The following is a 26,738-nucleotide window of genomic DNA, read 5'->3' as shown; positions in this document are numbered from 1 at the left end:
GAGGTGCCCCCACCGCGTCGACTCCCTCCTCCGCCTTGCAATCCACGGCACCAGCCCACCCGGGCAATCCGGCCCTGATCCGCCAGACACCCCCTAAGGCCGCAGCGGCGGCAGGGTGACCTTCGGGATCGACGGGTCCTTCGGGTCGAACGGCGTCGGCTTCCAGTCCATCGTCGGGACGTGGGTCGGTGCCGGCGGCGGGTTGGGGCCCCGGTTGGGGTTCTGCGGGATCTCCGAGGCGCGCGGCGCGGTCGTCGCCTTTCCGCTCGGCCGGGCAGCGCCGGTGGCCGCGGCCTTCCGCGACGGCGACGCGGCCGCGGGGGAGGCGGACGGCTCCGCGGCCGCCGGCTGCGAGGGGGTGGGGGACGGCGGGAGCGTCGCCGGCGGGACCGTGCCCGGAGCCGTCGTGCCCGGCGGGGTCGCGCCGCTCTTGCCGCCGGAGCAGCCGCTCAGCAGCAGGCCTCCCACCAGTACCACGGTCACCGCCCCCAGCGCTCTGCCGAGGACCTCACGCCCGCATCCGACCGTCCCCGCCACGTTCCTGTGTTCGACGCGGGCGATGCCAGCTCAGCCCGCCGCCCCCGATCGCGGCAGGATGACCGTCACCCCGCGCCCCGGGGCCGTACCCATCGCGGCGAGCGCCGCCGGGGCCGCGTCGAGCGGGATCGTCGAGGTGACCAGCAGGTCCGGGCGGAGCACTCCGGCCCGGACCAGCTCCAGCATCGGGGGGTAGGCGTGCGCCGCCATCCCGTGACTGCCGAGGATCTCCAGCTCCCAGCCGATCACCCGCTCCATCGGCAGGGCCGCCGCCCCGGCCGCCCCCGGCAGCAGCCCGACCTGCACGTGCCGACCCCGCCGGCGCAACCCGCCCACCGAGGCCACGGCCGTCGCGGGCGAGCCCAGGGCGTCGAGGGAAAGATGCGCGCCCCCGCCGGTCAGCTCCCGCACGGCCTGCGCCGTGTCCACGCCCGGGGCCGCGGCCACGCAGTGCGCGGCGCCGAACCGCCGCGCCAGCTCCAGCGCCCCGGGCGCCGAGTCCACGGCCACCACCCGCCCGCCGGCCGCCGCCGCGATCATCACCGCCGAGAGCCCCACCCCGCCGCAGCCGTGCACGGCGACCCACTCGCCCGCCGCCACCCGTCCGCGCGCGACCACCGCGCGGAAGGCCGTCGCGAACCGGCAGCCGAGCCCCGCCGCCGTCGCGTACGACAACTCCCCGGGCACGGCCACCAGGTTCACGTCGGCATGGTCGAGGGCAACGTACTCGGCGAAGGAGCCCCAGTGCGTGAACCCGGGCTGCGTCTGCCGCGCGCACACCTGGTGGTCGCCCGCCGCACAGTCGGCGCAGCGTCCGCAGGCGCAGACGAACGGGGCCGTGACCCGGTCGCCGACCCGCCAATGGGCGACACCGGTCCCCACCGCCTCCACGACCCCGGCCAGTTCGTGCCCGGGGACATGGGGCAGCACGATGTCCGGGTCGTGCCCCATCCACCCGTGCCAGTCGCTGCGGCACAGGCCGGTGGCCTCGACGCGCACCACCACCCCGCCCGCGGGCGGACGAGGATCCGGCACGTCCCGGACCTCGGCCGGCTCCCCGTACCGTTCGAACACCACCGCGCGCATGGAACCGCCCTCCGCTCGAATTCCCCGCACGCTACCCGGCCTCGGCCCCCGCCCGGGCCAGGGCGAGTACGCCCGCGCAGATCAGGGCCAGGCCCAGCAACTGGGGGAGCAGCCACCAGTGGGTCCGCAGGTGCTCCTCGTACAGCAGCACGCCCAGCGCGACGCTGACGCCCGCGTCGCCGAGGGTCAGCGCGGGCTGCGAGGCGACCAGCGGGCCGCCCTGCATGGCGTGTTCGAGCAGCAGCAGGGCGCAGATCCCGCTCGCGGCGAAGGCGTACGTCTCCCAGGTGGTCAGGAACGCGCCGAGGCCGCCCTCGTCGAGGATGTGCATGGCGGACTTCATCAGGGCGGCGGTGAGCGCGTAGCAGACCGCGGTGGCCGCGCCCAGGCAGCCGGCCCGCATCCGGCCGGGCGGCCTGCGCAGCCCGGCCACGGCCAGTACGGCGACCGCCGCGGCGCACGCCGCCAGGGCGAGGACCCACCGGTCGAGCGGTACGTGTGTCCGGTTGCCCCGGGGCGAGGCGGCCACCAGCACGATCCCGAGCCCGGCCACCACTCCCGCGACGGCGAGCCACGACGCCCCCGGCAGCCGGTCGCGCGCCACCAGCGAGGCGATCAGCAGCGCGAGCGGCAGCTCCAGGACGAACAGGGGCTGTACGAGGGCCAGCGCGCCGGTGGCCAGCGCCGCGGCCTGCCCGACTCCGGCCGCGATCACGGCCAGGATCCCGGCGAGCCACAGCGGCCGCCGCAGCAGGTCGAGGACCAGCCCGAACCGGAAGCCGTGGCTCTGCGGCACGGTGAGCGCGGCCCGCCGCTGCAGCACGGTGGCGAGCGCGTTGCTGAGAGCCGCGAACAGCGCGAAGAGGACCGGCAGGACGAAGCCCATGCCCCGATCCTCACCGATCCACCGGGCCGTGGGCGGCGCGACACCCCAGTCGCGCTAGCCGGGCCCGCCGACGGCCCGCCGCAGGGTCAGGGCCGCCAGGGCCTCGGGGGCGCCCGACTGGCCGCGGATACCGGGGAAGGCGTTCACGTCCACGATCAGCGGCGTGCCGCCGCCCGCGTCGATGATGTCCACGCCGTAGACGTCCAGCGCGAACGCCGCGCCGACGGCCCGGACCAGACCGGCCCACCCGGCGGGCAGTTCGTGGGCGTCCAGCGGCAGGCCGGGTCCCCGCCCGCCGGGCGAGAGCTCGGAACGGCGCAGGGCCGCGAAGACCTGGTCCCCGATCGCCCACAGTTTGTGGTCCCAGCCGCTGTTGGGCGCGAACTCCTGTACCACCACCGGTTCCTGCGGCCAGGCCGCCGCCAACTCCCGCAGCCGCGCCGGGTCGTCCACCCGGGCCACCAGGTCACCCCGGCGGCTGTACCGGCTCTTGACCACCACGGGGGAGGAGAGCGCGGTGTGCGAGGCCCACGCGGAGAGGGCGCCGACGGTGCGGGTGGCGGCGAACGGCAGTCCGGCCCGCAGGGCGAGCTCCGCCATCGCCGTACGGTCCTGGCACAGTGCGGTCGCCGCCGCGGTGTTGACGACGGGGACGCCCCGCCGCTCCAGGTCCCGCGCGAGGTCCAGCGCCCGCTCGGTACGCGACTTCAGCAGGTACACGTCGGCCAACGGCGCGACGGCCATGGGCGCGGCGGGGTCCGTTCCGGCCGGGTCGAGCGCATCGACGACGTGCTCCTTCGCCAGCAGCGCGGACGTCGCCGCGAGCAGCGGATGCCCCGGCTCCGGCGTGATCAGTCCGATCCTCACGCGCCGTCCCCCGCCCGGGCGGACATCTGCGCCGGGATCGAGACCGGCAGCACGTACGGGGGCGCCGGCGCCGCGGGCGGAGGCGCGGAGCCGCCCGTGCGCGCCAGTTCCAGCACCGCCCGGGCCACCCGCGCCGCCGCGTCGGGCACCTGACGGAAGCTCGGGAAGTCGTTCACGTCGACGACCACGGGCCCGTCGGGACCCAGCAGCACGTCCACCCCGTACAGGTCGAGCCCGTAGACAGCTCCCACCTGTTCGGCGATCGCCGCGACCTCCGCCGACAGCGGCACGCGGCGCTCGCGCACCGACGGGTCCGGGTTCAGCGGGGAGCAGCGCTCGGTGGCGAACAGTTCCCCGCCGACCCCGTACACCTTGATGTCGGTGCCCGAGTTGGGCACGTACGGCTGGGCGATGAGCAGGCCCTCTCCCGCGAGGACGGGGAGCAGCGACTCCAGCCGCTCCGGCGAGGACACCAGGTGCACGGCCCGCCCGGAACTCCCGTCGGCCGGCTTGACGACGAGGGGGTACTCCGCCTCCGGTATCTCCCTCAGCAGCTCGGGGCGGGCCGCCGCGTACGTCGGCGGCAGCGGAAGGCCCCGGGCGCGGCCGATGGCGGCGGCCAGCGCCTTGTCCCGTACGCCCCGGATCGACCGGGCGTCGTTGACGGTGGTCGTCCCGGTCGCCGCCGCGGCTTCGAGCAGGGTCAGCCCCGGGCCGCCGGAGACCGTCTTGAGCACCCAGGCGTCGTGCGTGCCCGCCCGAACCGCCTCCGTCATGCGCAGCAGCGAGCCCCCCGGCCGCACCACGTCGACCTGGTGCCCCCACGCGCTGAGCTGCCCGATCACCTCGTTCGGCATGCCGTCGTGGCGGTAGTGCTCCTCCACCAGGAAGCAGAGCCTCATGGACCTTCCCCATATTCCCCGGACGTCCGCCGATCCCGTCCGGCGAGTTGTGACGTCACAGGATGTCATGGACCGCAATGTGATGATCGTCCCGCGTCGGTGGCCGGCCGCCCCGGTCCGCCCGGACGCGCGGGCGCTATTCGAATGTACGGGCGGCGCCGTCTCCTGTTAGGTTCAGCGCGTGCCGAAGCTGAATCAGATCATCGCAGTGGAAAAGGGCGTCAAGTCCAAGTCCCTCCAGGAGCTTTCGCAGGCTCACCACGACGTCCAGAAGCCCGCCCTGCTGGCCGGCATCTCCCGGACCTACCAGCCCAAGGACGAGGAGGGCGAGCAGCTGCCGCCCGAGTCCACCCGGGTCCAGGTCAAGGCGGAGGACGTGCTGCGGGCCACGGCCGGCACGCTGACGCGGCTGTTCGACGTGACGGCGACCAAGGACTGGGCGAACCGCACCGCGGCCGCCGACGTCGTCGTGGACGGCAGCGTCCTGCTGGCGCAGGTACCCGTGCCCTACCTGCTCTTCCTGGAGAAGCAGCTCACGGACATGCACACCTTCGTGCGGAAGCTGCCGGTCCTGGACGCGTCCGAGTCCTGGAACCTGGACCCCTCCACGGACTCGTGGAAGACGGACCCGGTGCGCACGATCCGCACCAAGAAGGTGCCGCGCAACCACGTCAAGGCCGAGGCGACCGAGAAGCACCCGGCGCAGGTCGAGGTCTACTACGAGGACGTCCCGGTCGGTTACTGGACGACGGTGAAGTTCTCCGGCGCACTCCCGGCCCGGCGGGTGAACGAACTGCTCGACCGCGTGGAGAAGCTCCAGCAGGCCGTCAAGTTCGCCCGCGAGGAGGCCAACAGCGCCGAGGTCACCGACCAGCGGGTCGGGGACGCGGTGTTCGGCTACCTGTTCAGGTAGCCCCGAAATCTCCCTCTGCATGTCTGCAGGGGGTGCGCGAGAGCGCAAGCTGAAACTGATGTTGAAGCTGAACAGGGGTGTCAGTTGGGGGTTCGAATCCCTCCCCCGGCCTTGCGTGCCGGGGTGGCCCAAGCTGGTAGAGGCGGCCCCTTAATCTCAGATTCTCGCTCCAGTCTCAGTATTCGCCGCCGAACACCGGATCGACCGAGTGTGGACGATCATCGATGGATGGGGGTTCAAGTCCCCTCTGCGCCTCTCCTCATGGCGCGGTAGTTCAAAGGCAGAACACGTCGATCTAAGAATGATCCGCGACTCTTAAACGCCGCCGGTGTGCGCAATTGGGTGGCAAACAGGAGCCCGGGAGCTGGATATGCTCCCGGGCTCCGTCACGCTGTCCGGCGCGTTGCGGTCCGCTCAGGTCCGCCGTGTTCCGGTCAGACCGGTACGGACACGAACGTCCTGCCCGCCTCGTTCTCGACCGTGATCGCCTTGATCATCGACGCGTCCACGGCCGCCGAGCCGTCCAGGGACGCGCCCTTGCCCTCGCCGTTCTCCGTGCTGCCCACGACCCAGCCGCCGGCGGTGGAGCGCGTACCGTCCTTGGCGACCACGACCAGCCGGCACCGCTCGCCCGGCGGAAGCCCGGTGACCGCGGCGTGCACCCGGACCCACTTCGTGGCGGGTGTCATCCGTACGGTCATCCGCGTGCCCGTGGCCGGATCGGTCGCCGCGAGGTTCTTGGTCCCGGCGGGCTGGGAGGGGTCCGCCGGCGCCGTCGCGGAGGGCTGCGGAGGCAGGGCCACCACATCCGGATCTCCCGCCCCCAGCTGCGTACCGGCCCAGAACACGGCGGCCAGTGAGGCCGCCGCGGCCAGCCCGGCGATTCCCAGGCCGCGTCGGCGCGCGCGTTCGCGCTCGCCGCGCATCTCCCGCAGCGTGCGCTGGAGCAACAGGTCCCCGCCCTGCGGCGGTCCGTCGAAGAACGCCTCTTCGGGCACCTCACCCAGCGCCGCTTCCATCTCGCGCAAGGCGGCCACCTCCTCCCGGCACTGCACGCATCCGCTCATGTGTTCCTCGACCCGGCGGAACTCCTCCGCGTCCAGGACGCCGAGCACGTACGGACCGAGCAGTTCCTCCTCGTGCCGCTGCCGGTTCATGCCACCACCTCACGCAGTCCGGCGGGCTGCTGGGGCGGCCTGCCCGGTCGTCTGCCATCGCTGTTGTCCTTGATGCCGCTGTCCCGGAAGACGTCGCGCAGCGCCTTGAGCGCGTAGTGCGAACGCGATTTGACCGTCCCCGCCGGGATGCCGAGGCTGTCCGCGGCCTCCGCGACGCTGAGCTGCCGGTAGTACAACTCCTTCAGGACGTCCCGGTGTTCCGGCGACAGCTGGTCGAGGGCCCCGAGGACCGTCATCGTGTCCACCACGGAGTCGGCGTGGTCCGCCTCCACCGGGGGAGTGGCCGAAGCCCCGGAGACCTCCGGCGGCCGGGCCGCCTTGGCCCGGTACCGGTCCGTGATGATGTTGCGGGCCACCGTGAGCAGCCAGCCGCGCACCGAGCCCTTTCCATTGACGAGGACCTCGGAGTGCCGCCAGGCCCGGATGAGCGTCTCCTGGACGACGTCCTCGGCGGCGGCCCGGTCCCCGGTCAACCGCGTGGCGTACGCGAGCAGGGCATGGCCGTGCTCCTCGTACACCGACTTGATCAGTGCCTCATCGGTCGAGCCCCGCCGAGTGCGGGGCCACAGTGGTCCGGCCATCTCACCCTCTCCGTCTTCCTCGCGTACGTGGTGCTGTCGGAACACGCCACCCGGCCCCGTCCGGTTCATGTGGCGTGCGTCACTCGGGTGGGCGAGGTCCGGTGCGCCGCTCACATCCGGCAGGCGCGGCCCGAGTTGAGGCAGTCGACCACGGCGTCCATCTGCGGCGCGGTCATCACGTTCACGAACATCGCGTGGTCCGTCCTCGGGCTGTGCCGCTGCTCGGGGAAGGAGTCGATCGCGACGGGCACCCCGGAGGGGACGTCGTAGGCCAGGGAGATCCGGAGCTCGGGCACGGGGAAGGTGTCCTGCGGGCAGACGCCCTTCGGTGAGGGGAACCGCAGGTGCGAGCGGTGCCCGGCGCTGACGGTGTCGAGGCCGTTCCAGCAGCTCGGGAAGGTGAGGGTGCGGGTGACGCGCTCTCCCGCGGGGCAGCGCGGATAACGGGTGGTGGGCCGGTCGGGGGAGCCGGAACAGCCCCAGCGGGCCCGGACGTCCGCGTCGCTGTCCGCCGTGTACGCGACGGCGTCGCCGGTCATCGCCCGCAGGAACCGGGGCATCGCCACCACCTTGCTCACCGGACTGCCGCGGAACTCCACCAGCACCGAGGCCTCCGGCAGGATCTCGCCGGTGTTGCCGTGGCCCGCCGAGTTCTCGTGCGGACGTGTGCCCGGCCGGTCCGGACGGCGCAGGACCGGCCAGTAGTACGCCGACCGGTCGCCGCCCGTGCAGCTGGTGGCGGCCGCGTCCAGGGAGGCGTCGGTCGACATCGCGTCCGTGGAGAGGTTCCCCACGTACGCGTGCGTGTGGTGGGCGCCCGCCCGCAGCCCGGGCGAGACCACCAGGTTGTCCTCGTTGTAATGGCCCTGCTCGTTACGGCCGCATTCCACGACCACCGAGCCGCCCGAGGCGTCGGGGCCCGCGGCGGCCGCCGGGCCCGGGGCGCGCGGCACCTCCGATATGTCCACGTAGTCGGAAGGGGCCGGACCGGCCGCCGTCATCCCCGCGTGGGGTCCGGCCGCTCGCGAGGCCCCGAGCACGGCGGCGGTGAGCCCGCTGCCCAGGACCAGGCAGATGACGAGAGTGAGCAGGCGGCGTTCGTTCCCCATGGCGGTCACCGTCGCCCGTGGCGACAGCGTCGTCAACCTGGCATCCGCATGGCGGGCGCCAAGCGCAACCATTCGCCCCGGATCGCGATTTATGGGTACAAGATCTGCCTTCTCGGGAGACCGGGCGGCTTCGGCCGGCGGACCGTCCCGCGCGAACCGGCCGAACCGGCGGGGGATTTGTCCGTGCGGCCGCTTGCCGGTCTCCGCGGCGGCCGCGCACAGTACGGCGTATGACATCCGCCATGACGCCCGTCGAGCTGCTGCACGCCCTCGCCCGCACCCGCGCCTCGCTCGACGGCGAGGAGGTGACCTTCTGGTGGTCCGGCGACGTCCACTCATGGGCCCCCGGCGAGCCCTACCAGCGCCTCTTCGGCTTCGAAGGGCTCAATGTCGCCCGACTCGTCACGGACGAGGAGAGCGGCGGCTACCAGCTGCTGTCCAGGGAGGCCGCCTTCTACCTCGACCCCCGGACCCGGGAGATCCTGGAGAACTGGGGCGACAAGCCGGTGGTGCACGTCTGGAACGATCCGGCGAACCAGAAGTGGCGGCCCTTCCCGGTCCCCATGACGGAGCTGGGTGACCAGATCTGCTTCAGCCTGGAGATCCCGCTGGCCTATCCCTCGCCGCTGCCGGTCGAGGAATACCCGGACAATTCGGCCGACGACACCTATCGGGCGCTGGAGCTCTTCCAGTTCTTCGCGCCCGCCACCGTCCTCACCACCGAAGCGCCGAGCGTCCCCTCGACGATGTCCTGGACCCGGATGTCCCCCTGGCTGCCCTGGATGGAACAGGGCGCACGCCCAGGCGGCCTCACCTTCCACTGCCGCGGCCGCAAACTCGGCTCCTACGCGGAGGTCCCCGAGCGCACCCGCGACTACATCGCCGCCCGGCACCCCGAGTTCGCCCACGCCCCGGACAAGTGGACCGAGCCGAACGAAACGAGCTGGACGTACTTCCGCAAGCTCTTCCCGCCCCGCCGGGAGGCGGCCGGGGAATGACGCCGGAGCGGCCGCCGAGGGGAGCCCGGCGCCCGCCGAGGGACCGGAGGGGGAGGGGCAGGGCGCGGACAAGGGTTTTCCCCGTATCCAGTTCATCCCCGTGTTGCCTACTGTCTGCCCACCGGCGATCTTCCTGACCCAGCGGTCGACACGCCAACCCCACATGGCATGATGCCGTCCAACCAGGGGGAATCGCCGGTACCGCCGTTGCCCTGCCCCGCCGTCGAGGCCGGGGCAACGTGGCGCGCGGCGGCCGGGACGAGTTTGACCAGCTCGCTCCCGGCCCCGCAGCCGCCAGTCACCTCCCACACTGCACCGACCGGCCGCTCCGGCCTGCCCGGAATCGGCCCGCGAAAGGGAACACCGTGCACGCATCCAGACGTAGGCTCATATCCGTGGCGGCGATCTCCGTCACGCTGCTCGCCGGCTCCGCCACCACCTCCATGGCGCTGGCCACCTCGGACCCCGCCGCTGCCGCTCCGGCCGCCACCGCGTCCGCCGCTCCGGTCGAGAACCTCATCGTCGGATACAAGGCCTCCGCCTCCGAGGCCAGTTCCAACACCGCCGCCGCGGACGACGCCGCCGCCAAGGGCAAGAAGGCCGGCAAGAAGGCCAAGTTCGACCGCCGCCTGGGCACCGGCGCCGCCCTGGTCAGCCTCGGCTCTCCCGCCGACGCCGCCAAGGTGATGGCCCAGTTCCGCGCCGACCCGGACGTCGCCTACGTCGAGCCGGACTCCCGCGCCTACGCGCTGGCCACCCCGAACGACACCGAGTACGCCAAGCAGTGGGACCTCTTCGAGCCCACCGCCGGCATGAACGTCCCCGCCGCCTGGGACAAGACCACCGGCTCCGGCGTCACCGTCGCCGTGATCGACACCGGCTACGTCGCCCACTCGGACGTCGCCCCGAACATCGTCGCGGGCTACGACTTCATCAGCAACGCCACCGCCGCCCGTGACGGCAACGGCCGCGACAACAACCCCGCCGACCAGGGTGACTGGAGCGCCGCCGGCGAGTGCGGCACCGGCTCCACCGCCAGCAACTCCTCCTGGCACGGCACCCACGTCGCGGGCACCATCGCCGCGGCCACCAACAACGCCAAGGGCGTCGCGGGCATCGCGTACAACGCGAAGATCCAGCCCGTCCGCGTGCTCGGCAAGTGCGGTGGCGCCACCTCGGACATCGTCGACGCCATCACCTGGGCGTCCGGCGGCACCGTCGCGGGCGTCCCGGCGAACGCCACCCCCGCCAAGGTCATCAACATGAGCCTCGGTGGCTCGGGTGCCTGCACCGCCACCTACCAGAACGCCATCAACGCCGCCGTCGGCCGCGGCACGACCGTCGTCGTGGCCGCCGGCAACAGCAACGCGGACGCGGCCGGCTTCTCGCCCGCGAGCTGCAACAACGTGATCAACGTGGCTGCCAGCAACCGCACCGGCGACCGCTCCTTCTACTCCAACTACGGCGCGATCATCGACGTCGCCGCCCCGGGCGGTGAGACCCGACGCGGCACGGACACCCCCGGCACCGTCACCACCCCCGAGAACGGCATCCTCTCCTCCCTCAACGCCGGCACCACCACCCCCGGCGCCGAGATCTACAAGCCCTACCAGGGCACCAGCATGGCCGCCCCGCACGTCGCGGGCCTCGCCGCGCTCCTCGTCGCCGCCAAGCCCTCGCTGACCCCGGCGCAGGTCGAGTCGGCCATCAAGACCAACGCCCGCCCGCTGGCCGGTACCTGCACCGGTGGCTGCGGCGCCGGCCTCGCCGACGCGGCCGCGACCGTCACCGCGGTGACCTCCGGGCCCGCCCCCACGTACGAGAACACCACCGACGTGGCGATCCCGGACAACGGCGGAGCCGTCTCCTCCTCCATCACCGTCTCGGGCCGCGCCGGCAACGCCCCGGCCGCGCTCAAGGTGTACGTCGACGTCAAGCACAGCTACCGCGGTGACGTCGTGATCGACCTGGTCGGTCCCGGCGGTGCGGTCGTCCAGCGCCTGAAGAACTCCTCGTCGAGCGACAGCGCCGCGAACGTCTCCGAGACCTACACGGTCAACGCCTCCGCGCTGCCCGCCAACGGCACCTGGCAGCTGCGCGTCCAGGACGTGTACTCCGCCGACACCGGCTACATCGACTCCTGGGGCCTCGGCTTCTGATCCGGTTCTCCACCCGGCCTGACGGGCCGAAAGTACGGACCAAGTGAACCAGTGGGCCTGCCGATACACCTCGTATCGGCAGGCCCGCCGGCTTTTCCGGCCGCGTGACTGATTTCTGCGTCACAATCCGTGTTCACCCGTCATCCGACCTCGTATTGTCGCGTCACAGGGAAGGCACAGGGACTGGGGACCGAGAGGCTGGTGGCTGTGCGTGGTGGCGGCGACGGGGCACGCTGACACAAGTGTCGGACAGGGCGAACTGGTCAAAGCGGTCGATCGCGCGCTGACCACGCACGGCCGGGCGCTGCTCACCGGTCCGGCCGGCGCGGGCAAGACCGAGGTCGTCCGCGCCGTCGCGGCGGCGGCCGAATCGCGCCGCGAGACCGTGCTGCGCCTCGCACCCGAGGCCGCCGACCAGTGGATCCCCGAAGCCTCCGCCGCAGCCCTGCTGGCCACCGTCCCCGCCGCCGCCCTGGAACGGCTCTCCGGCCCCCAGCGCACCGCGATCGCCCTCTTGCGCCGCGAGGCGGACGCCCCCCGCGACGGCCGCGACCACGTCGCCCTGCGCCTCGCCGTCGTCGAGGTGCTCCGGACGCTCGCCGCCCGCCACCCCGTCCTGCTCGTCCTCGACAACGCCCAGTGGCTCGACGCCGAGAGCACCGACCTGCTCCGCTTCGCCCTGCGCCTCACCCCGCCGCGCGTCCGGGTCCTCGTCGCCGAATGCGTCCAGGGCGGCACGTCCGTCGGCGAACCCCTCTGCGGCGCCGGTACACCAGCGATCCGGGTACCACCGCTCGGCGCCGACGAGGTCGCCGAACTCCTCGTCCGCCACGGCCTCCCGGCCCGCCTCGCCGGACGCATCCACCAGGCCAGCGGCGGCAACCCCCGCCTCGCCCTCGCCCTCGGGCACTCCCTCGCCGAGGCCGCCGGAGCCCGCGACACCGGCGCCCACCACGCCGACACCCTGCCCGTCTCGGGCCAGGCCCGCGAAGTGGCCCGGCGACTGCTCGCCGAGGCCCCCGCCCAGGCCCGCCGCACCCTGCTGCTCGCCGCCCTCGCCGCCCGCCCGACCACCGCCCTGCTGCGCCGGGCCGGGCGCCCGGACGCCGAGGCCGAGTTGGCCGAGGCGGAACGGGCCGCGCTGGTCAGGGTCGGGGAGGACGGGACCGTCGAGTTCACCGCCGGCGCCCTGCCCACCGCGCTCGCCGCGGACGCGGGCTGGCCCGAACGCGCCGCCGGGCACGCCGCGCTGGCCGCCGCCGTCGACGACCCCGTCCAGGCCGTACGCCACCGCGCACTGGCCGTGGACACACCCGACCAGTGGCTCGCCTCGGAGATCACCGAGGCCGCCGAGGTCTGCAGGCGCCTCGGCCAGCGGGCCCTCGCCGCCGAACTCGGCCTGCTCGCCGCCGAACGTACGCCCTCCCACCTGGCCGGGGAACAGCTCGCCCGCCTCGTCACCGCCGCCGAGGACGCCGGCTGGGCCGGCCGCGCCGACCTCGCGCGCCGCGCCACCCGCGCCGTCCTGGCCCGCGACGCCTCACCCGCCGACCGGGTCCGTGCCCGGCTCGCCGTCATCGACGCCGCCGGCCAGGCACTCGGAGCCCTCGACGAGACCTTCGCGTGCGCCATGGACGACGCCGCCGGGGACCCCTCGCTCCAGGCCGCCGTCCAGCTGAGGATCGCCACGAAGCACAATCTCAGCGACGGCGACCCCGTCCGCTCCCGCGACGCCGCGGCCCGGGCCGGGGCCCTCGCCGCACTCGGCGGCGACCAGGTCGCCGAGGCCATGGCGCTGACCGTACGGGCCCGCATGGGCCGTATCCTCGGCGACCCGGGCGCCGAGGCGATCCTCGCGGAGGCGCTCGCCCTGCCCGCCCCCGAAGTGCCGCTCGGCATGCGCAACGCGCCCCAGTACCTCGCCGTACGGCACGCCCTGTTCGACGACCGCCTCGACGACGCCCGCCGACAGCTGATGGCCCTGCTGCCCGCCGTCCAGCGCACCGGATCCGCCGAGGACGTCTTCGAGGTCCTGCGCAGCCTCACCGAGGTCGAACTGCGCAGCGGCCGGTGTGCGGCCGCCTCCGCCCGCGCCCGCCAGGCGCTGGAGCTGACGATCGAGGCGGGCCTCTCGCCCGGCCCCGCCTGGTACGTCTCCGCGATGGCCGAGGCCATGGGCGGCAGCTTCGCACGCGCCGCGGGATACGCCCGGCGAGGCATCCAGGCCTCGCAGGAGGAGCACGACCAGGTCTTCCTCTCCCGGAACCTGCACGCGCTCGGCCTCGTCGAACTGGCCACCGGCGAGGCGGCGAAAGCCGTCGCCACCCTGCGCCAGGTCGCCGAACTGGAAGCCGCGCAGAAGGTGGTGGACCCCTCGATCCTGCGCTGGCACGGGGACCTCGCCGAGGCCCTGGTCGCCGCCGACGCGACCGAGGAGGCCACCCGGCTGATCGACTCGGTCCGTACCGTCGCCCGCGGCCTCGGCCGCACCGGGGTCGTCGCCGCGATGGACCGGGCCCGGGGCCTGTGCCTGTCCGCACAGGGCGAGGCCGACGGCGCCGTGCAGTTGCTGGAGGCGACGGGGCAGCGGTTCGAGACCCTGCGGCTGCCGTTGGAGCGGGGCCGTACGCTGCTCGCGCTCGCCCGAGTGGAACGCCGTCGCCGGCGCCGCGCACCCGCGCGCGCCGCACTCCAGACCGCGGCCCAGGTGTTCCAGCAGGCCGGGGCGGCCCCGTGGACGGAACTCTCCAGGGAGCCGGCTCCGGGCGAGGGGGGCGGTGCGCAGACGGCGGCGGTCGCGGTCCTGACGGAGGCCGAGACCCGCCTCGCGCTGCTCGTCAGCCAGGGGGCCAGCAACCAGGAGGCCGCCGCGAAGCTGTTCCTCAGCGTGAAGACCGTGGAGGCACGGCTGACCCGTATCTACCAGAAGCTCGACGTTCGCTCCCGGGCCCAGCTCGCCACCGCCCTGGCCACCGCTCTGCGTTCCTCCCGCTGAAACGACGCGGCGCCGGCGTGGCAGGCCACGCCGGCGCCCGGCCGGCAGATCAGCTGCCCGCGGAGAGGTTGCCGGAGAGCACCGGGATGTTGCTGAGGATGTGCGAGGCCGACTCGTCGCCCTTGGCCTGCGTGGAGTTCTCGGCGCACTGCTGGTTCTGCGGGTTGGACAGCACGTTGATGTCCTGGACGCCGACGTTGGCGATCACCGCGAACAGGGACTGGGCGTTGACCTTGGCCGGCAGGCCGATGCAGAGCTTGTTCAGGGAGCCCTGGACAGCGCTGAGCTGCGGGCTCATCTTGCCCTGGGTCTCCTGGTTGCCGTAGATCTGCGCGGCGCCGTTGCCGTTGACGGTGTTGACGCCGTTGTCGTTGCCGATGGCCATCGCCGGGGTGGCCACTGCGGCGCCCGCTCCCAGCACGGAGGCGGTGACCGCGGCGGTGGCCATGAACTTCTTGAACATGTGGGGGATCCTTCTGTCGCACTGTCGCATGAGATAGCCGCCCTCGGCGGGCGAGCTGATCAACTGCTGTCGGCGCTCCTGGTTATCCCCACTCACCCGAGTGGCCCAATGTGACGGAGCGGCCCGGTCCCGCCGCCCGTGACGGCGAGACTGAGCTCCTCGTGTCCGAGGGTCAGCCGGTCTTGCGGCGGACCTTCTTGTTCTTGCCGCCGGGACCGCTGCTCGCACCCTGGACCTTCGCGCGACTCTGATGTGCCTGCTGGGACTGGGCATTCGCGGCGTTGCGCTCCAGCGCCTCCCGGAACTTGCGCTTGGCCGCCTCGGCCGGGGATTCGTCCTGCGGGGTGTCTGTCTCGTCTGCCATGTGTCCTCCTGGGGTGATCAAGCGGTTTCAGTCTGTCAGCTGGCGTGCCTGCTGACCAGCGAGTTCCGTTTGACGAGCTCCTCGGGCAGGTGCGGGGAGACCACCGGCCCGGTCTGCCACGCCCCACCGGCGCCAGGACGTCCAGGCTGAGGACGGCCTCGGCCTCCTTCCGAGCGCCCGCCGTACGCGGCCCCGGCCTCGGCAGCGTTCAGCAGCGCTTCCTGCTGCCGCTCGCCGCGTCCCTGCGGATCGACGGCCGCCCGCAGGCGCAGGCGCCGCGGCTGGCGGCCCGTCAGTCCGAGCAGGAGTCCGGTGCGGCGCGCTTTCCCACGGCCGTGCGTGCGCACCCGCGGCTCCCCGCCGTCGAAGCAGCGGACCAGTCCCTCGGGGAGGTGGTCGGAGGTGATCTCGTTCGATCACTCGCCGCGCCGGAGCGCCGCCGACGCGAGGGTCATGGCGTCGAGCGGCAGCAGCGTGCGCGGCGCGGGGTCGGCCTTGCAGGAATGGCGCGCGCGGGGGTGCTCCAGCGGCGCCGCCAGCGCGGTTGTGGCCCGGGCGGTCGCCCCCGGCCAGGGCCCGCAGGGTGGTGAGGGCCGCCCGGTACTCCGGCAGGCCGGTTCCGGTGCCGGCCGCGCCGGCACCGCCGATCACCGAGTCGATCAGCGCCAGCCGTTCGGCCGCCGAGGTTCCCCGGGCCGCCGCGGCCGGGTCCCGGCCGTCGACGTGGCCGAAGGCGAACGCCATGAGGGCGTGGACCAGCCCGGTGTCGGCCCGCCCGGCCTTGCCGCAGAGGTTCGGGGCCGCGTCGATCAGCAGGCCGTGGTCCTCCCGGGCGCCGCTGATCCGGTCGACGATGACGTGCGCCCGGTCCTTCAGCCCCGCCCGGCCCCACCTCGTGGCGGCCGCGGCCGACCCCCACCTCGTGGCGCTCGATTCGCACCGCTGCCTCCGGCTCCAAGGATCTCTTGGAGAGGTCATAAGTTGTGATTATGGGGTCATAAGCCGATGCCGGATGCTGGGTAAGGATTGCCTTAGTTTATGGTTCCCTTTGATCCACCTGTGATCCACCTTGCTGTCGCTCGAAGGGAACCATTGCCATGCCTCGCCCTCTGCGAGTAGCGATCGTCGGTGCCGGCCCCGCCGGAATCTACGCCGCCGACGCGCTGCTGAAGTCCGAGGCCGCCGCCGAGCCCGGTGTGTCCATAGACCTCTTCGAGAGGATGCCCGCACCCTTCGGCCTGATCCGCTACGGCGTGGCCCCCGACCACCCGCGGATCAAGGGCATCATCACCGCCCTTCACCAGGTGCTCGACAAGCCGCAGGTCCGCCTCTTCGGGAACGTCGACTACCCGAACGACATAGGCCTCGACGAGCTGCACTCCTTCTACGACGCCGTGATCTTCTCCACCGGCGCCACGGCGGACCGCGCCCTCACGATCCCGGGCGTCGAGCTCGACGGCTCCTACGGCGCCGCCGACTTCGTCTCCTGGTACGACGGCCACCCGGACGTCCCGCGCACCTGGCCGCTGGAGGCGGAGAAGGTCGCCGTGCTCGGCGTCGGCAACGTCGCCCTCGACGTCGCGCGCATCCTCGCCAAGACGGCCGACGAGCTGCTGCCGACGGAGATCCCGCCGAACGTCTACGACGGCCTCAAGGCCAACAAGGCACTCGAAGTGCACGTCTTCGGGCGCCGCGGCCCGGCCCAGGCCAAGTTCAGCCCCATGGAGCTGCGGGAGCTGGACCACTCGCCCAACATCGAGGTCATCGTCAACCCCGAGGACATCGACTACGACGAGGGCTCGATCACGACCCGCCGCTCCAACAAGCAGGCCGACATGGTCGCCAAGACCCTGGAGAACTGGGCGATCCGGGACATCGGTGACCGGCCGCACAAGCTGTTCCTGCACTTCTTCGAGTCGCCCACCGAGGTGCTCGGCGAGGACGGCAAGGTGGTCGGGCTGCGCACCGAGCGCACCGAGCTCGACGGCACCGGCAACGTCAAGGGCACGGGAGAGTTCACCGACTGGGACGTCCAGTCCGTGTACCGGGCCGTCGGCTACCTCTCCGACGAGCTGCCCAAGCTCCCCTGGGACGTCGAGTCGGGCACGGTCCCGGACGAGGGCGGCCGCGTGATCGAGGCCGGCGGCCACCTGTCGTCGACGTACGTGACCGGGTGGATCCGGCGCGGTCCGATCGGCCTGATCGGCCACACCAAGGGCGACGCGAACGAGACCGTCGCGAACCTGCTGGCCGACCACGCGGACGGCCGACTGCTCACCCCCGCCGCGCCCGCGCCGGAGGCCGTCGAGGCCTTCCTCGCCGAGCGAGGCGTCCGCTGGACGACGTGGGAAGGCTGGCACCGGCTGGACGCCGCCGAGAAGGCGCTGGGGGAGCCCCAGGGCCGTGAGCGCGTGAAGATCGTCGAGCGCGAGGACATGCTGAAGGCCAGCGGAGCCTAGAAGCGGCAGAGGCGGCAGAGGCGGCAGAAGCGCGGACGAGGGGGCCGGGACCCGGACGGGGTCCCGGCCCCCTCGCGTACGCGCGGATGAAGGCGTTCGGTTCTCGGTATGCAAGAAATGGCCGAAAAGTCACGTCGATGGGCGCGCCGGGCATGCCGCACGGGCCGCCGCGTTCCGTCCCGTCCTCGTACGACGGCCCGATCACGTCGCTCGTCCGCAGGGCAGGGGCCACCCGGTGGAATGCCGTGCCGATCGGGGGAGTTCGCACCGACGCGAGACCTGATCCCGTATGCACTGGAGAGCTCATGAAGATCGGCATCATCGGCGCGGGCAACATCGGCGGCAACCTCACCCGCCGCCTCACGGCCCTCGGACACGACGTGTCCGTGGCGAACTCGCGCGGACCCGAAACCCTGACCGCCCTCGCCGAGGAGACCGGCGCCACCCCCGTCACCGTCGCCGAAGCGGCCCGCGGCGCCGAGATCGTCGTGGTCACCATCCCCTTCAAGAACGTGCCGGACCTGCCCTCCGGCCTCTTCGACGAGGCTGCCGACGGCTTCACCGTCATCGACACCGGCAACTACTACCCGCAGCAGCGCGACGGCCGGATCGCCGGCGTCGAGGACGAGGGCCTCACCGAGAGCCGCTGGACCGAGCGCGCGCTCGGCCACCCGGTGATCAAGGCCTTCAACGGCACCTACGCCCAGGACATCCTCGACCGGCACCGTCCGGCGGGCGACCCGGACCGGATCGCGCTGCCGGTCGCCGGCGACGACGAGGCGGGGAAGGAGGCCGTCCGCGCCATCATCGATGAACTCGGCTTCGACACCGTCGACGCCGGCGGCCTCGACGACTCCTGGCGCCAGCAGCCCGACACCCCCGTCTACGGGCTCCGGGAGGGTGTCGAGGGCGTCACCAAGGCCCTCGCCGAAGCCTCCGCGGAACGCAAGGCGGCCTTCCGCGGCTGACGGCCGCGCGCCGGGCGCGGAACCGGTCGGCGGCGCCGCTCCCGCGGCCCGCACGGCCGGCGCCCCCGGCGGCCCGCATGGAGTTAACCTGGCTCCGGGCGCGGGGAGTTGCGGTGACCACCGCGGGCGACGCCGCGCCCCCGGAGCCGAACCCAGGAGGACGGATGCTGGCCGAGTCTGTGACGGCGCTCGCCACGGCGGGGGCCACCGCGCTGATCGGAGCCATGGCCACCGACATGTGGCAGGGGGCCCGGGACGGAGCCGTCCGGCTCTTCGGCAGGGGCGGCGAGGCGCGCGGCAACGCGATCGGGGGGCAGCTCGACGACGACGCAGTCCTCGTCCTGCGTGCCGAACCGGGCGGCGCGGACGAGATCCGGGAGGAACTGCAGCCCGTGTGGCGCCGCAGGCTGCTCCTGCTGCTTGAGGAACACCCCGAATCCGAAAGCGAGTTGCGCGAACTGGTCGCGCGCGTGGAGAGCGGACTGCAGGCCGAGCGCCAGGTCTGGGTGCAGTCGAACACGGCCCGCGACCACTCCACCCTCTTCGCCGTGCAGGGCGGCAACCTCCACTACCACCAGGCCGCCGAAGGGCAGTTGCCGCCGCCCGACGACCGCAGCGGCACGGACGGGACCTCCTGACCCCCCTCTACCCGCTGTTCTGCTGGCTCCGCTCCAGCAGGCCCCGTACGAAGGCGGCCTGGCCCGCGTGCTGGAGACCGTCGCTCAGCACACTGACCAGGCGCACGCCCAGGGTGACCGGCGGGTCCCAGCGCTCGTCCACCACCCGGTCCAGGTCGGTGGCCGCGAGCTGCCGGACGAACCGCAGCGTCTGCTCCTGGACCGCGTCGTGGTACCCCAGCAGCAGCTCGCCGGAGTCGACCTTGACCGAGCCGGCCTGCCGGGCGGTGTGGCCGTAGCCGGTCGACCCGGTGGGCAGGGAGAGGGCGAACCGGGCCGCCCAGTCCTGTGTCTGCCAGATCTGTCCGAGATCCGCGGCGTCCGCCACGTGGTCGTCCTGGATCCGGGTGAGGTGCCAGACGAGCCAGGTGATCGAATTGGCCGCAGGGTCGACGCGCGCGTTGAGCCGCTCCGCGGGGAGCCCTTCGACGACCTCGTGCACGATCTCCCGGATGCGTCCGAATCCGTCGGTGATGACGTCCGTAGCCTTCATGCACTCACCATGCGGGGCGCTGCGGCCCGCATGGTGAGTGCGACACGCGGGTCAGCGGGCGGCGTCGGCCTTCTCCGCCGCAACCGGCTCCTTCGAACCGGCCGGGGCTGCGGCCGGGGTCGCGGCAGCGGTCACGGTCGCGTGCCCGCCCCGCAGGCCGAACCGGCTGATGACCGCGACCAGGGCGAACGCTGCGGCGCCGATCCCGAAGGTGAGGGTGAACCCGGACTCGGCGGGCAGCGCGGGGACGCCCGCGGGCAGGTGCTCGATGGTCTTGGACGCCAGGATGGTGGTCACGATGGCGCTGCCGATCGCGCTGCCCGTGGAGCGGGAGATCGAGTTGATGCCGTTGGCGATGCCGCTCTGGTGGTGCGGCACGCTGGACATGATCACGGCGGGCATGGCCGCGTAGCCGAAGCTGACGGCCGCGCCGACGACCAGGCCCGCGCCGATCACCGAGGCGCTGTGCTGGTGGTCCAGGGCGAGCCAGCCGAAGCCGGCGGCGCCGAGCGCGGCGGCCAGGCCCAGTGCCACGCGCGGGCCGCGGTGGCGGACCAACTGGCCGCCGACGGGCGAGGCGAGCAGCGAGACGATCGCACCGGGCAGCAGGAACTGCACGGAGGCGCGCAGGATCGACGCGTCGAAGCCGTAGCCGGTGAGCGCCTTCGGCATCTGGACGAGGTACGAGACGCCCAGGAAGTTCGCGAACATGCCGAAGCCGACGAGGATGCCGGCCAGGTTGGCCATCAGCACCGGGCGGTGGACGAACATCTGCATGTCGACGAGGGGCTCGCGGACCTTGCGCTCGACGAGCACCCAGACGGCCGTCATGACGGCGGCGCCGGCGAAGCTGCCCAGCGTACGGGCGGAGGCCCAGCCCCACTCGTGCCCCTGGGAGATCGGCAGCAGGAGCAGCAGCAGCGCGATGCCGAGGGTCAGAGCGCCCAGGAAGTCGGTGCGCCCGCCGGTCTTGTGGCGGGTCGCGGGGACCAGGAAGACGACCGCGAGCAGGGCGAGGGCCGCGAAGCCGGTCGCCATCCAGAAGGCGTTGCGGTAGTCCGCGCCGGACCCGGAGGTGAGCAGCCCGGTGGCGACGAGCGCCAGGCCGCTGCCGAACGCGAGCGTGCCGCTGACCAGCGCCATGGCGCCGGGGAGCTTCTGCGGCCGGACCTCCTCGCGCAGGACGGAGAGGGCCAGCGGGAAGATCGCGGTGGCGGCGCCCTGGAGCACCCGGCCCAGGATGAGCAGCGGGAGCGAGGTGGCCAGCGCGGCGATCACGGAGCCGGCGACCATGACGCCGAGGACGGCCACCAGGGTGGGCTTCTTGCCGTGCTGGTCGCCGAAGCGGCCGAGGAGCGGGGTGAAGACGGCCGCCGACAGCAGAGTGGCGGTGGTGACCCAGCTCACGTTGGCCGTCGAGGTGCCGAGGTCGTTGCGGATGAGGCCGAGGATCGGGACCGGCAGGGTCTGCATCATCGACACGACCATGGCGGCGAGGCTCAGGGCGAAGACGATGACCGTCTCGTTCCGTCGCCCGGCGGCCGGGGCGGCGGCGGGGGAGGGGGTGCTCATGGCTGGCAGGACCTTCTTCGGGCTTCAGAGCTTCAGGGTGCAGATGTTTGACGTCATCAAGTAACTCCGTCGACGTTAGACCTCAATAGTTCAGGTGGTCAAGTAAACAATTGATAATGTCAACGATCCTGAGTACGCTCCAGGTATGAGCGACACCGCCGCCCACGCCGCCCCCACCAAGCTCCAGCTGCTGGAACTGCTCGCCGCCATCGGCACCGCCCAATGGCGCGATTTCGCCGCCGCCGCCTCCCGTTACGGCCTCACCTCCACCCAGGCCCGGGTGCTCGCCCAGCTCGACGGCCCCGTGCCGATGCGCGGCCTCGCCACGCTGCTGGTGTGCGACGCGTCGAACGTGACCGGCATCGTCGACCGCCTGGAGGCCCGTGAGCTGGTGCGCCGCGAGCCCGCCCCCACCGACCGCCGCGTCAAGAACGTGGTGGCCACCGACGCCGGCCGGGAGATCATCCGCCGGGTACGGGAGGAGATGCAGGCGACGCACAGCGCGCTCGACACCCTCGACGGGTCCGAGAGCGCGACGCTCTACGCCCTCCTGGAACGCCTGCGCCCCAGGATGGAGAAGAACGCCTGAGCGGCGCCCGGGTCCATATCGCGTCGACGTCGTGCGCGTCCGGAACTAGGGTCGACCTTCATGAGTTCCCTGCAGACGATCAACGACGTGCCCGTCCTGGTGTGCGAGGCCGAGGGTGCGACCATCGCTAGCGAACGCGACGCCCTGGACTGCATCGGCGATGCCGGCTACCAGGGTGCCCAGTGGGTCGTGATCCCCTCCGAACGGTTCGACGAGAAGTTCTTCCGGCTGAGCACCCGCGTCGCCGGCGAGATCATCCAGAAGTTCGTCCAGTACCGGGTGGGGATCGTCGTCCTCGGTGACATCACCCCCCATACGGCGGCCAGCCCGGCGCTGCGGGACTTCGTCCGCGAGTGCAATCGCGGACGCCAGACCTGGTTCCTCGCCGACCTCGGGGAGCTGCGGGAGCGGCTGGCCGGGCCGGCGGCATGAGCGGCCGTACGAGCGACCGTACGGGCGGCGGCGCCGAGGTCCGGATCCTGCGGGCCGCCGACCGTGGCGCCGCCGTGTGGAAGAACGGCGGGGGAGTCACCCGCGAGATCGCGGTCCGGCCCGAGGGTGCGGGCATGGACGACTTCGTGTGGCGCGCGAGCCTGGCCGAGGTCGGCTCCGACGGCCCCTTCTCGGCCTTCCCCGGGATCGACCGCACCCTCACCCTCGCCGAGGGCGCGGGCATGGACCTCACGGTCGGGGGCGTACGCCGCCTCGTGGACGAGCGGTACGCGCCGCAGGACTTCGCCGGGGACGAGCCGACCGACTGCCGCCTCCTCGACGGCCCGGTCGTGAACTTCAACGTGATGTACCGCCGGGGCGCCGCGACGGTGGAGACAGCCGTCGTACGGGGCCGGCTCACCCTCGTCGCCCCGCCGGACGAGACCCTGCTGGTGGTGGCCCTGGAGGGGACGGCGGTGTTCGACGCGGACCGCCGGGCCGTCGCGCTGGACCCGTACGACGCGGTCCTCGCGCAGGGCCCCTTCGCGGGCGTCGTACGGACCTCCGGGCGCGCGGCCGTGGTGCGTTTCCGGTAGGCCGCTCCCCGCGCCGGGCTCTCAGCGGACGCCCAGCTTCACCCACTTCGCCGTGCTGGGGACGCCCTTGGCGTCGAGCAGGAACAGCATGTAGTACCCGGGCGGCGCGTCGGCCGCGGTCGGCGGCGTCCGGAGCCCGATCGTGGTGTCGCGGACGCCGGTGAGCCGGAGCTCCAGGTGGCGCTGGCTGGTGTTCACCGAATGGGTCACGGTCGTCGGTGCCAGCAGCACGGCGCGCGTGACCTGCTTCGGCGTCGAGCTCACCACCTCGAAGTCCTTGTCGTGGCCGAGCTCGCCCGCCGGTGCCCGGTCCAGGGCCGGCCGGGGACCCCGGTGCAGGTAGGCGGGCTCGTAGAGCTCGATGCTGCCGTCCATCCGGTCCGTGATGTCGGGGTCGTTGGCGATCTGCTGGAGCTCGTCCCCGGTGACCATCATGCGGCCGTCCGGCATGACCAGGGCGTTGGAGTGGTAGCCGCGGGGCAGCCGCTGGGCCGGGCCGAGCCGCCAGCGGCCGCGTGCGTCGCGCACCTCGATCTGCCGGTACTTCAGGTCCGCCTTCGGGTTGAACGGGCCGTTGCCGTAGTCCCGGGTGTCGAGGGCGCCGTTGACGGTGAGCAGCGTGCCGTCCGGCAGGATCAGGGTGTCGTCCTGCGTGCGGCCGAAGGCCCGCGGCTCCTCGGTGCTCCAGCGGCCGCCGGAGAGCCGGTACGTGTGCGGGTCGCGCGGGTCGCCGCCGAGCACCAGGACGGAGTCCGGACCGCGGAAACCCGCCGGCAGCGGCACGGCGGAGCCGTACCCCCGGAAGTCGGCCGGCCGCCGCGGCAGGTCCGTACGGACCTCCTTGACCGGGTCGAACAGCCACTGCTGGTCGGCGTCACGGCCCAGTCCGTAGATCATCCCGTCCCGCAGCGAGAAGAGGTGCGGATAGTCGTTGCGGAAAGGGGCGTCCGACCGCAGCCGCTGCGAGTCGAGGTTCACCGGGATGTCGTACGGGCGCCAGGGCACGCGATGGCGCAGTGCCGGGAAGCGCTCCACCACCGGGGTGGGCGTGCCCGTTCCGCGCTCGGACTGGCCGGACATGATGATCTGGCGGCCGTCCGCCCCGGTGACGACCGAGGGGTACCAACGGCCCACGGACATGTCCCGGTTGCGGAACCAGGTCTCGGTCCACGGGTCGAACACGAAGGACAGCTTGGCGCCGCTGCCGCCCTTTCCGCCGACGTTGCCGCCGAAGACGCCGACCATTCCGTTGGGCAGGAAGGCGTGCCCGGCGCAGAAGAAGGGCGCCGGGCGCGGGGCGTAGGTGCCGTCGGGCATCAGCACGACGGGCGGCGCCACCTTCTTGAAGGCCCGCGCCCCGGTGCCCCTGGCCGGGTCCCAGAGATAGGCGCGGCCCGCGTTCGTCCGGCCGACCGTGTTCGTGGGGCCGGTCTCCTTGGTGGGATCGGCCTCCACGCGCTCGAACGAGAAGAGCAGCACCTTGCCCGTGGGCAGCAGGGCCACGTGGACGCCGAAGTCGGGCGAGGGGAAGAACTCCGTGAACCGGCCGAACTCCGCCGCCGCGAAGCCCGCGTTGGTCGCGCGCTGGGACTCCTGGAGCGCGGCAAGGCTCGCCGTGCGCTTCGCCTGCGGGTAGCCCTGGGGGCCCTTGGCCGCCTCGCGCAGCCGTGCGTGCGCCCGGGCGTGGTCCTCGCCGATCACGGCGGCCTCGTCCGGCCTCGGCCCGGGTTCCGGCTTCGGGGCCGGGGTGGGCGACACCGCTGTGACGGTCAGGGCGGCGACGATCACCCAAGCGGACACGAGGGCGGACCGGTGGACGCGGGACATGGGGCTCCTCATTGCCCCGATATTAGGAGAAATCGGATGAATCGCACCTAGGCGGCTCGGCGTAGAGCCGATCAGCCGTCCGTTTTGATGCGATTTAACGTTTCTTCGGTGAACCGTTGCGGCCATAGAGGTGAGCCCCCGTACCCGTCGTCCGCCCGGAGCCCCCGCGGACCGCTATCCATTTCCACGTGATCAAGTCGCTCCGTACCGGATTCACCGCAGCCGTCGTGACCGCATCTCTCGTCACGCTCTCCCCCTCGGCCGGGGCCTCCGCCTCGGCTCCCGCCGTCAAGGCTCCCTCCGACCAGGTGACCGTGGACGTCGCCTCCGTCAACGGATCGGGCTGCCGTCCAGGCAGCGCCGCCGTGGCCGTCTCGCCGGACAACACGGCCTTCACCGTCACCTACAGCGAGTACCTGGCCCAGGCCGGCGGCGGCGCCCCCGTCGTCGAAGGCCGCAAGAACTGTCAACTCTCCCTCGTCGTCCACGTCCCCCAGGGCTACACCTACGCCGTGGCCCAGGTCGACTACCGGGGCTTCGGCAGCCTGCAGGAGGGCGCGATCGGAACGCAGAAGGCCAGCTACTACTTCCAGGGCATGAGCCAGACCGCCCAGCGCACCCACAAGTTCCACGGCGCCTTCGAGGACAACTGGCAGGCCACCGACACCACGGGCGTCCAGGCCCTGGTCTTCGCGCCCTGCGGCGAGCAGCGCAACTTCAACATCAACACCGAGCTGCGCGCCGAGGTCGGAACCTCCGACCCGTCGCAGACCAGCTTCATGGCGCTCGACTCGACCGACGGCAGCATCAACAGCGTCTACCACTTCTCGTGGAAGCAGTGCCCCGGGCGCTGACCCCGAAGCGGCAGCCGCGGCCGGGCTCGCGGCCGCACTCACCTCAGCCGCACCGGCCGGGGCCCGCCTGCGCGGGCCCCGGCCGCTCAGGCCGAGTCGCGCCGCACCAGCACCGTGTCGGTGATCACCGGGCCGACCGCGATCTTCTCGCCCCGGCCCCCGTCCAGCGTTTCGAGCAGCAGGCGCGCCATCAGCCGTCCCATGCCCTCGATGTCCTGGCGCACGGTCGTCAGCGGCGGATCGGCGCTCTCCGCTATCAGCTCGGCGTCGTCGAACCCGATCAGCGCCACATCCGCCGGAACGCTGCGGCCGCGTTCCCGCAGCACCCGCAGCGCGCCCGTCGCCATCAGGTCGTTCGCGGCGAACACGGCGTCGATCCCGGCCCGGCGGTCCAGCAGTTCGGCCATCGCGCGGGCCCCGCCCGCCACGGTGAAGTCTCCCTCGGCGACCAGCGCCGGATCGGCGTCCGGCAGCACGTCGTGGTAGCCGCTCAGCCGGTCGGCCGCCGATGTCTGGTCGAGCGGGCCGGAGATGTGCGCGATCCGCTCGTGCCCCCGCGCCAGCAGGTACCGTACGGCCTCCCGGGCGCCCCCGCGGTTGTCCGCGTCCACGTACGTCACGCCGCCACCGGGCTCCCCGGGCCCGCAGACCCAGCCCGGCCTGCCGCCGTAGACCGTGGGCACGCCGATCCGGCGGATGATCGCGGGCAGCGGATCGTCGGTGTGCAGCGAGAAGGCGAGCGCGCCGTCGACGTGGCCGCCCGCCAGATAACGCTCGATCCGGTCGTAGTCGCCGCGGTCCTCCACCAGCAGCAGTACCAACTGCGTGTCGTGCGCGGTCAGTTCCCTGCTGATGCCGCGCACCTGGCGGGAGAAGAAGGGATCGGAGAAGATCCGGATCTCCGGCTCGGGGATGATCACCGCCACGGCGCCGGTGCGCCGGGTGACCAGGGTGCGTGCCGCGGGGTTGGGCACGTAGCCCAGCTCCTGGATGGCCCCGCGGACCCGGTCCGCCAGGTGGGCGCGGACCCCGTCGCCGCCGTTGACCACGCGGGACGCGGTGGCCCGGGACACCCCGGCGCGCGCCGCCACCGCCTCCAAGGTGGGGCGGTCCCCGGGTCGTTGTTCGGGCACGGGGGCTCCTCCTGGTGTCTGCGGGCCTGTCACCTCGCCGGGCAAGCAGGGTAACGCGTGCCGCCGGGAGCCCGGGCGGGCACCCGGCGGCACGGGACCA

At 72.8% G+C, this 26,738-nt stretch carries 26 protein-coding genes; 11 read left to right on the top strand and 15 right to left on the bottom strand.

What is annotated here, in order from left to right; all coding sequences use genetic code 11:
* Positions 1 to 93 precede the first annotated feature (93 nt).
* From ACFYOB_RS24800 to ACFYOB_RS24780, 5 genes are all read right to left on the bottom strand, one after another.
* On the bottom strand, positions 94 to 483 hold the full coding sequence (locus ACFYOB_RS24800) for a hypothetical protein (RefSeq protein WP_388562861.1): 390 nt from the start codon (positions 481 to 483) through the stop codon (positions 94 to 96).
* An 84-nt stretch (positions 484 to 567) separates the two neighbouring features.
* Positions 568 to 1,623 (bottom strand): zinc-dependent alcohol dehydrogenase family protein, encoded by a 1,056-nt coding sequence (locus ACFYOB_RS24795; RefSeq protein WP_388562859.1) that lies wholly within the window; start codon positions 1,621 to 1,623, stop codon positions 568 to 570.
* A 31-nt stretch (positions 1,624 to 1,654) separates the two neighbouring features.
* Positions 1,655 to 2,509 carry a DMT family transporter gene (locus tag ACFYOB_RS24790; RefSeq protein ID WP_388562857.1) on the bottom strand — a complete coding sequence of 285 codons (855 nt, stop codon included), beginning with the start codon at positions 2,507 to 2,509 and terminating at the stop codon, positions 1,655 to 1,657.
* Positions 2,510 to 2,563: 54 nt separating this feature from the next.
* Complete coding sequence (locus ACFYOB_RS24785) at positions 2,564 to 3,376, bottom strand: RimK family alpha-L-glutamate ligase (protein ID WP_388562855.1); 813 nt, start codon at positions 3,374 to 3,376, stop codon at positions 2,564 to 2,566.
* A complete protein-coding gene (locus ACFYOB_RS24780; protein ID WP_388562853.1) occupies positions 3,373 to 4,278 on the bottom strand; it encodes a RimK family alpha-L-glutamate ligase in 906 nt (301 codons plus the stop codon). Before ACFYOB_RS24780 ends, ACFYOB_RS24785 begins: the two co-directional genes overlap by 4 nt.
* Before the next feature lie 181 nt (positions 4,279 to 4,459).
* Between ACFYOB_RS24780 and ACFYOB_RS24775 the strand changes: the two genes are divergently transcribed.
* Positions 4,460 to 5,191: a hypothetical protein gene (locus tag ACFYOB_RS24775; RefSeq protein WP_388562851.1), complete on the top strand. Its 732-nt coding sequence runs from the start codon at positions 4,460 to 4,462 to the stop codon at positions 5,189 to 5,191.
* A gap of 434 nt (positions 5,192 to 5,625) precedes the next feature.
* On the opposite strand, the gene ACFYOB_RS24770 is transcribed toward ACFYOB_RS24775, so the two are convergent.
* From ACFYOB_RS24770 to ACFYOB_RS24760, 3 genes are all read right to left on the bottom strand, one after another.
* Positions 5,626 to 6,348, bottom strand: a complete 723-nt coding sequence (locus tag ACFYOB_RS24770) for an anti-sigma factor family protein (protein ID WP_388562849.1) — start codon at positions 6,346 to 6,348, stop codon at positions 5,626 to 5,628.
* Positions 6,345 to 6,950, bottom strand: coding sequence for a sigma-70 family RNA polymerase sigma factor (locus tag ACFYOB_RS24765; RefSeq protein ID WP_388562847.1), 606 nt, complete (start codon positions 6,948 to 6,950; stop codon positions 6,345 to 6,347). The genes ACFYOB_RS24770 and ACFYOB_RS24765 overlap by 4 nt, the downstream gene beginning before the upstream one ends.
* A gap of 110 nt (positions 6,951 to 7,060) precedes the next feature.
* Entirely contained in the window at positions 7,061 to 8,059 is a 999-nt protein-coding gene (locus ACFYOB_RS24760) for a DUF1996 domain-containing protein (RefSeq protein WP_388562845.1), read from the bottom strand.
* 242 nt (positions 8,060 to 8,301) lie between these two features.
* On the opposite strand from ACFYOB_RS24760, the gene ACFYOB_RS24755 reads away from it, so the two are divergent.
* The 3 genes from ACFYOB_RS24755 to ACFYOB_RS24745 all read left to right on the top strand — a co-directional run bounded on the left by ACFYOB_RS24755 (position 8,302) and on the right by ACFYOB_RS24745 (position 14,211).
* The gene (locus tag ACFYOB_RS24755; protein ID WP_388562885.1) at positions 8,302 to 9,057 is read left to right on the top strand and encodes a DUF1838 family protein; all 756 of its coding nucleotides are present in this window, start codon (positions 8,302 to 8,304) and stop codon (positions 9,055 to 9,057) included.
* Positions 9,058 to 9,500: 443 nt separating this feature from the next.
* Positions 9,501 to 11,216 (top strand): S8 family serine peptidase, encoded by a 1,716-nt coding sequence (locus ACFYOB_RS24750; protein ID WP_388562883.1) that lies wholly within the window; start codon positions 9,501 to 9,503, stop codon positions 11,214 to 11,216.
* Between the two features lie 211 nt (positions 11,217 to 11,427).
* Positions 11,428 to 14,211 carry an AAA family ATPase gene (locus ACFYOB_RS24745; protein WP_388562843.1) on the top strand — a complete coding sequence of 928 codons (2,784 nt, stop codon included), beginning with the start codon at positions 11,428 to 11,430 and terminating at the stop codon, positions 14,209 to 14,211.
* 49 nt (positions 14,212 to 14,260) lie between these two features.
* Here the strand turns inward: ACFYOB_RS24745 and ACFYOB_RS24740 are convergent, their stop codons facing one another.
* From ACFYOB_RS24740 to ACFYOB_RS24730, 3 genes are all read right to left on the bottom strand, one after another.
* Positions 14,261 to 14,674 carry a rodlin gene (locus ACFYOB_RS24740; protein WP_388562841.1) on the bottom strand — a complete coding sequence of 138 codons (414 nt, stop codon included), beginning with the start codon at positions 14,672 to 14,674 and terminating at the stop codon, positions 14,261 to 14,263.
* Positions 14,675 to 14,846: 172 nt separating this feature from the next.
* The gene (locus tag ACFYOB_RS24735) at positions 14,847 to 15,038 is read right to left on the bottom strand and encodes a DUF5302 domain-containing protein (RefSeq protein ID WP_266600505.1); all 192 of its coding nucleotides are present in this window, start codon (positions 15,036 to 15,038) and stop codon (positions 14,847 to 14,849) included.
* A 35-nt stretch (positions 15,039 to 15,073) separates the two neighbouring features.
* Entirely contained in the window at positions 15,074 to 15,385 is a 312-nt protein-coding gene (locus tag ACFYOB_RS24730) for a hypothetical protein (protein WP_388562838.1), read from the bottom strand.
* A gap of 750 nt (positions 15,386 to 16,135) precedes the next feature.
* Between ACFYOB_RS24730 and ACFYOB_RS24725 the strand changes: the two genes are divergently transcribed.
* The 3 genes from ACFYOB_RS24725 to ACFYOB_RS24715 all read left to right on the top strand — a co-directional run bounded on the left by ACFYOB_RS24725 (position 16,136) and on the right by ACFYOB_RS24715 (position 19,103).
* Positions 16,136 to 17,497: an FAD-dependent oxidoreductase gene (locus ACFYOB_RS24725; RefSeq protein WP_388562836.1), complete on the top strand. Its 1,362-nt coding sequence runs from the start codon at positions 16,136 to 16,138 to the stop codon at positions 17,495 to 17,497.
* A gap of 305 nt (positions 17,498 to 17,802) precedes the next feature.
* Complete coding sequence (locus tag ACFYOB_RS24720; RefSeq protein ID WP_388562834.1) at positions 17,803 to 18,465, top strand: NADPH-dependent F420 reductase; 663 nt, start codon at positions 17,803 to 17,805, stop codon at positions 18,463 to 18,465.
* 164 nt (positions 18,466 to 18,629) lie between these two features.
* Positions 18,630 to 19,103 (top strand): hypothetical protein, encoded by a 474-nt coding sequence (locus ACFYOB_RS24715; protein WP_388562832.1) that lies wholly within the window; start codon positions 18,630 to 18,632, stop codon positions 19,101 to 19,103.
* Positions 19,104 to 19,110: 7 nt separating this feature from the next.
* Here ACFYOB_RS24715 and ACFYOB_RS24710 read toward each other — a convergent pair whose 3' ends face one another.
* Both ACFYOB_RS24710 and ACFYOB_RS24705 read right to left on the bottom strand, forming a co-directional pair.
* Positions 19,111 to 19,635, bottom strand: a complete 525-nt coding sequence (locus ACFYOB_RS24710; RefSeq protein ID WP_388562830.1) for a DUF664 domain-containing protein — start codon at positions 19,633 to 19,635, stop codon at positions 19,111 to 19,113.
* A gap of 51 nt (positions 19,636 to 19,686) precedes the next feature.
* A complete protein-coding gene (locus ACFYOB_RS24705) occupies positions 19,687 to 21,207 on the bottom strand; it encodes an MFS transporter (protein ID WP_388562828.1) in 1,521 nt (506 codons plus the stop codon).
* A 145-nt stretch (positions 21,208 to 21,352) separates the two neighbouring features.
* On the opposite strand from ACFYOB_RS24705, the gene ACFYOB_RS24700 reads away from it, so the two are divergent.
* Genes ACFYOB_RS24700 through ACFYOB_RS24690 form a run of 3 tightly spaced genes read left to right on the top strand, consistent with a single transcriptional unit; the run spans position 21,353 to position 22,824 of the window.
* Positions 21,353 to 21,796, top strand: coding sequence for a MarR family winged helix-turn-helix transcriptional regulator (locus ACFYOB_RS24700; RefSeq protein WP_388562826.1), 444 nt, complete (start codon positions 21,353 to 21,355; stop codon positions 21,794 to 21,796).
* 60 nt (positions 21,797 to 21,856) lie between these two features.
* Complete coding sequence (locus ACFYOB_RS24695) at positions 21,857 to 22,228, top strand: DUF4180 domain-containing protein (RefSeq protein WP_388562824.1); 372 nt, start codon at positions 21,857 to 21,859, stop codon at positions 22,226 to 22,228.
* Positions 22,225 to 22,824, top strand: a complete 600-nt coding sequence (locus ACFYOB_RS24690) for a HutD family protein (RefSeq protein WP_388562822.1) — start codon at positions 22,225 to 22,227, stop codon at positions 22,822 to 22,824. Before ACFYOB_RS24695 ends, ACFYOB_RS24690 begins: the two co-directional genes overlap by 4 nt.
* 21 nt (positions 22,825 to 22,845) lie before the next feature.
* Here the strand turns inward: ACFYOB_RS24690 and ACFYOB_RS24685 are convergent, their stop codons facing one another.
* Positions 22,846 to 24,663 carry a galactose oxidase-like domain-containing protein gene (locus ACFYOB_RS24685; RefSeq protein WP_388562820.1) on the bottom strand — a complete coding sequence of 606 codons (1,818 nt, stop codon included), beginning with the start codon at positions 24,661 to 24,663 and terminating at the stop codon, positions 22,846 to 22,848.
* A 176-nt stretch (positions 24,664 to 24,839) separates the two neighbouring features.
* Here ACFYOB_RS24685 and ACFYOB_RS24680 point away from each other — a divergent pair, with 176 nt between their 5' ends.
* Positions 24,840 to 25,505, top strand: coding sequence for a DUF4360 domain-containing protein (locus ACFYOB_RS24680; protein WP_388562818.1), 666 nt, complete (start codon positions 24,840 to 24,842; stop codon positions 25,503 to 25,505).
* A gap of 86 nt (positions 25,506 to 25,591) precedes the next feature.
* On the opposite strand, the gene ACFYOB_RS24675 is transcribed toward ACFYOB_RS24680, so the two are convergent.
* Positions 25,592 to 26,638 (bottom strand): LacI family DNA-binding transcriptional regulator, encoded by a 1,047-nt coding sequence (locus ACFYOB_RS24675; RefSeq protein ID WP_388562816.1) that lies wholly within the window; start codon positions 26,636 to 26,638, stop codon positions 25,592 to 25,594.
* Positions 26,639 to 26,738: the final 100 nt, after the last annotated feature.

Source organism: Streptomyces sp. NPDC006463 (assembly GCF_042870715.1).
Classification (GTDB): Bacteria; Actinomycetota; Actinomycetes; order Streptomycetales; family Streptomycetaceae; genus Streptomyces.
Note: the sequence above shows the minus strand (reverse complement) of the source record. Positions and strands in the feature narration are given on the sequence as shown.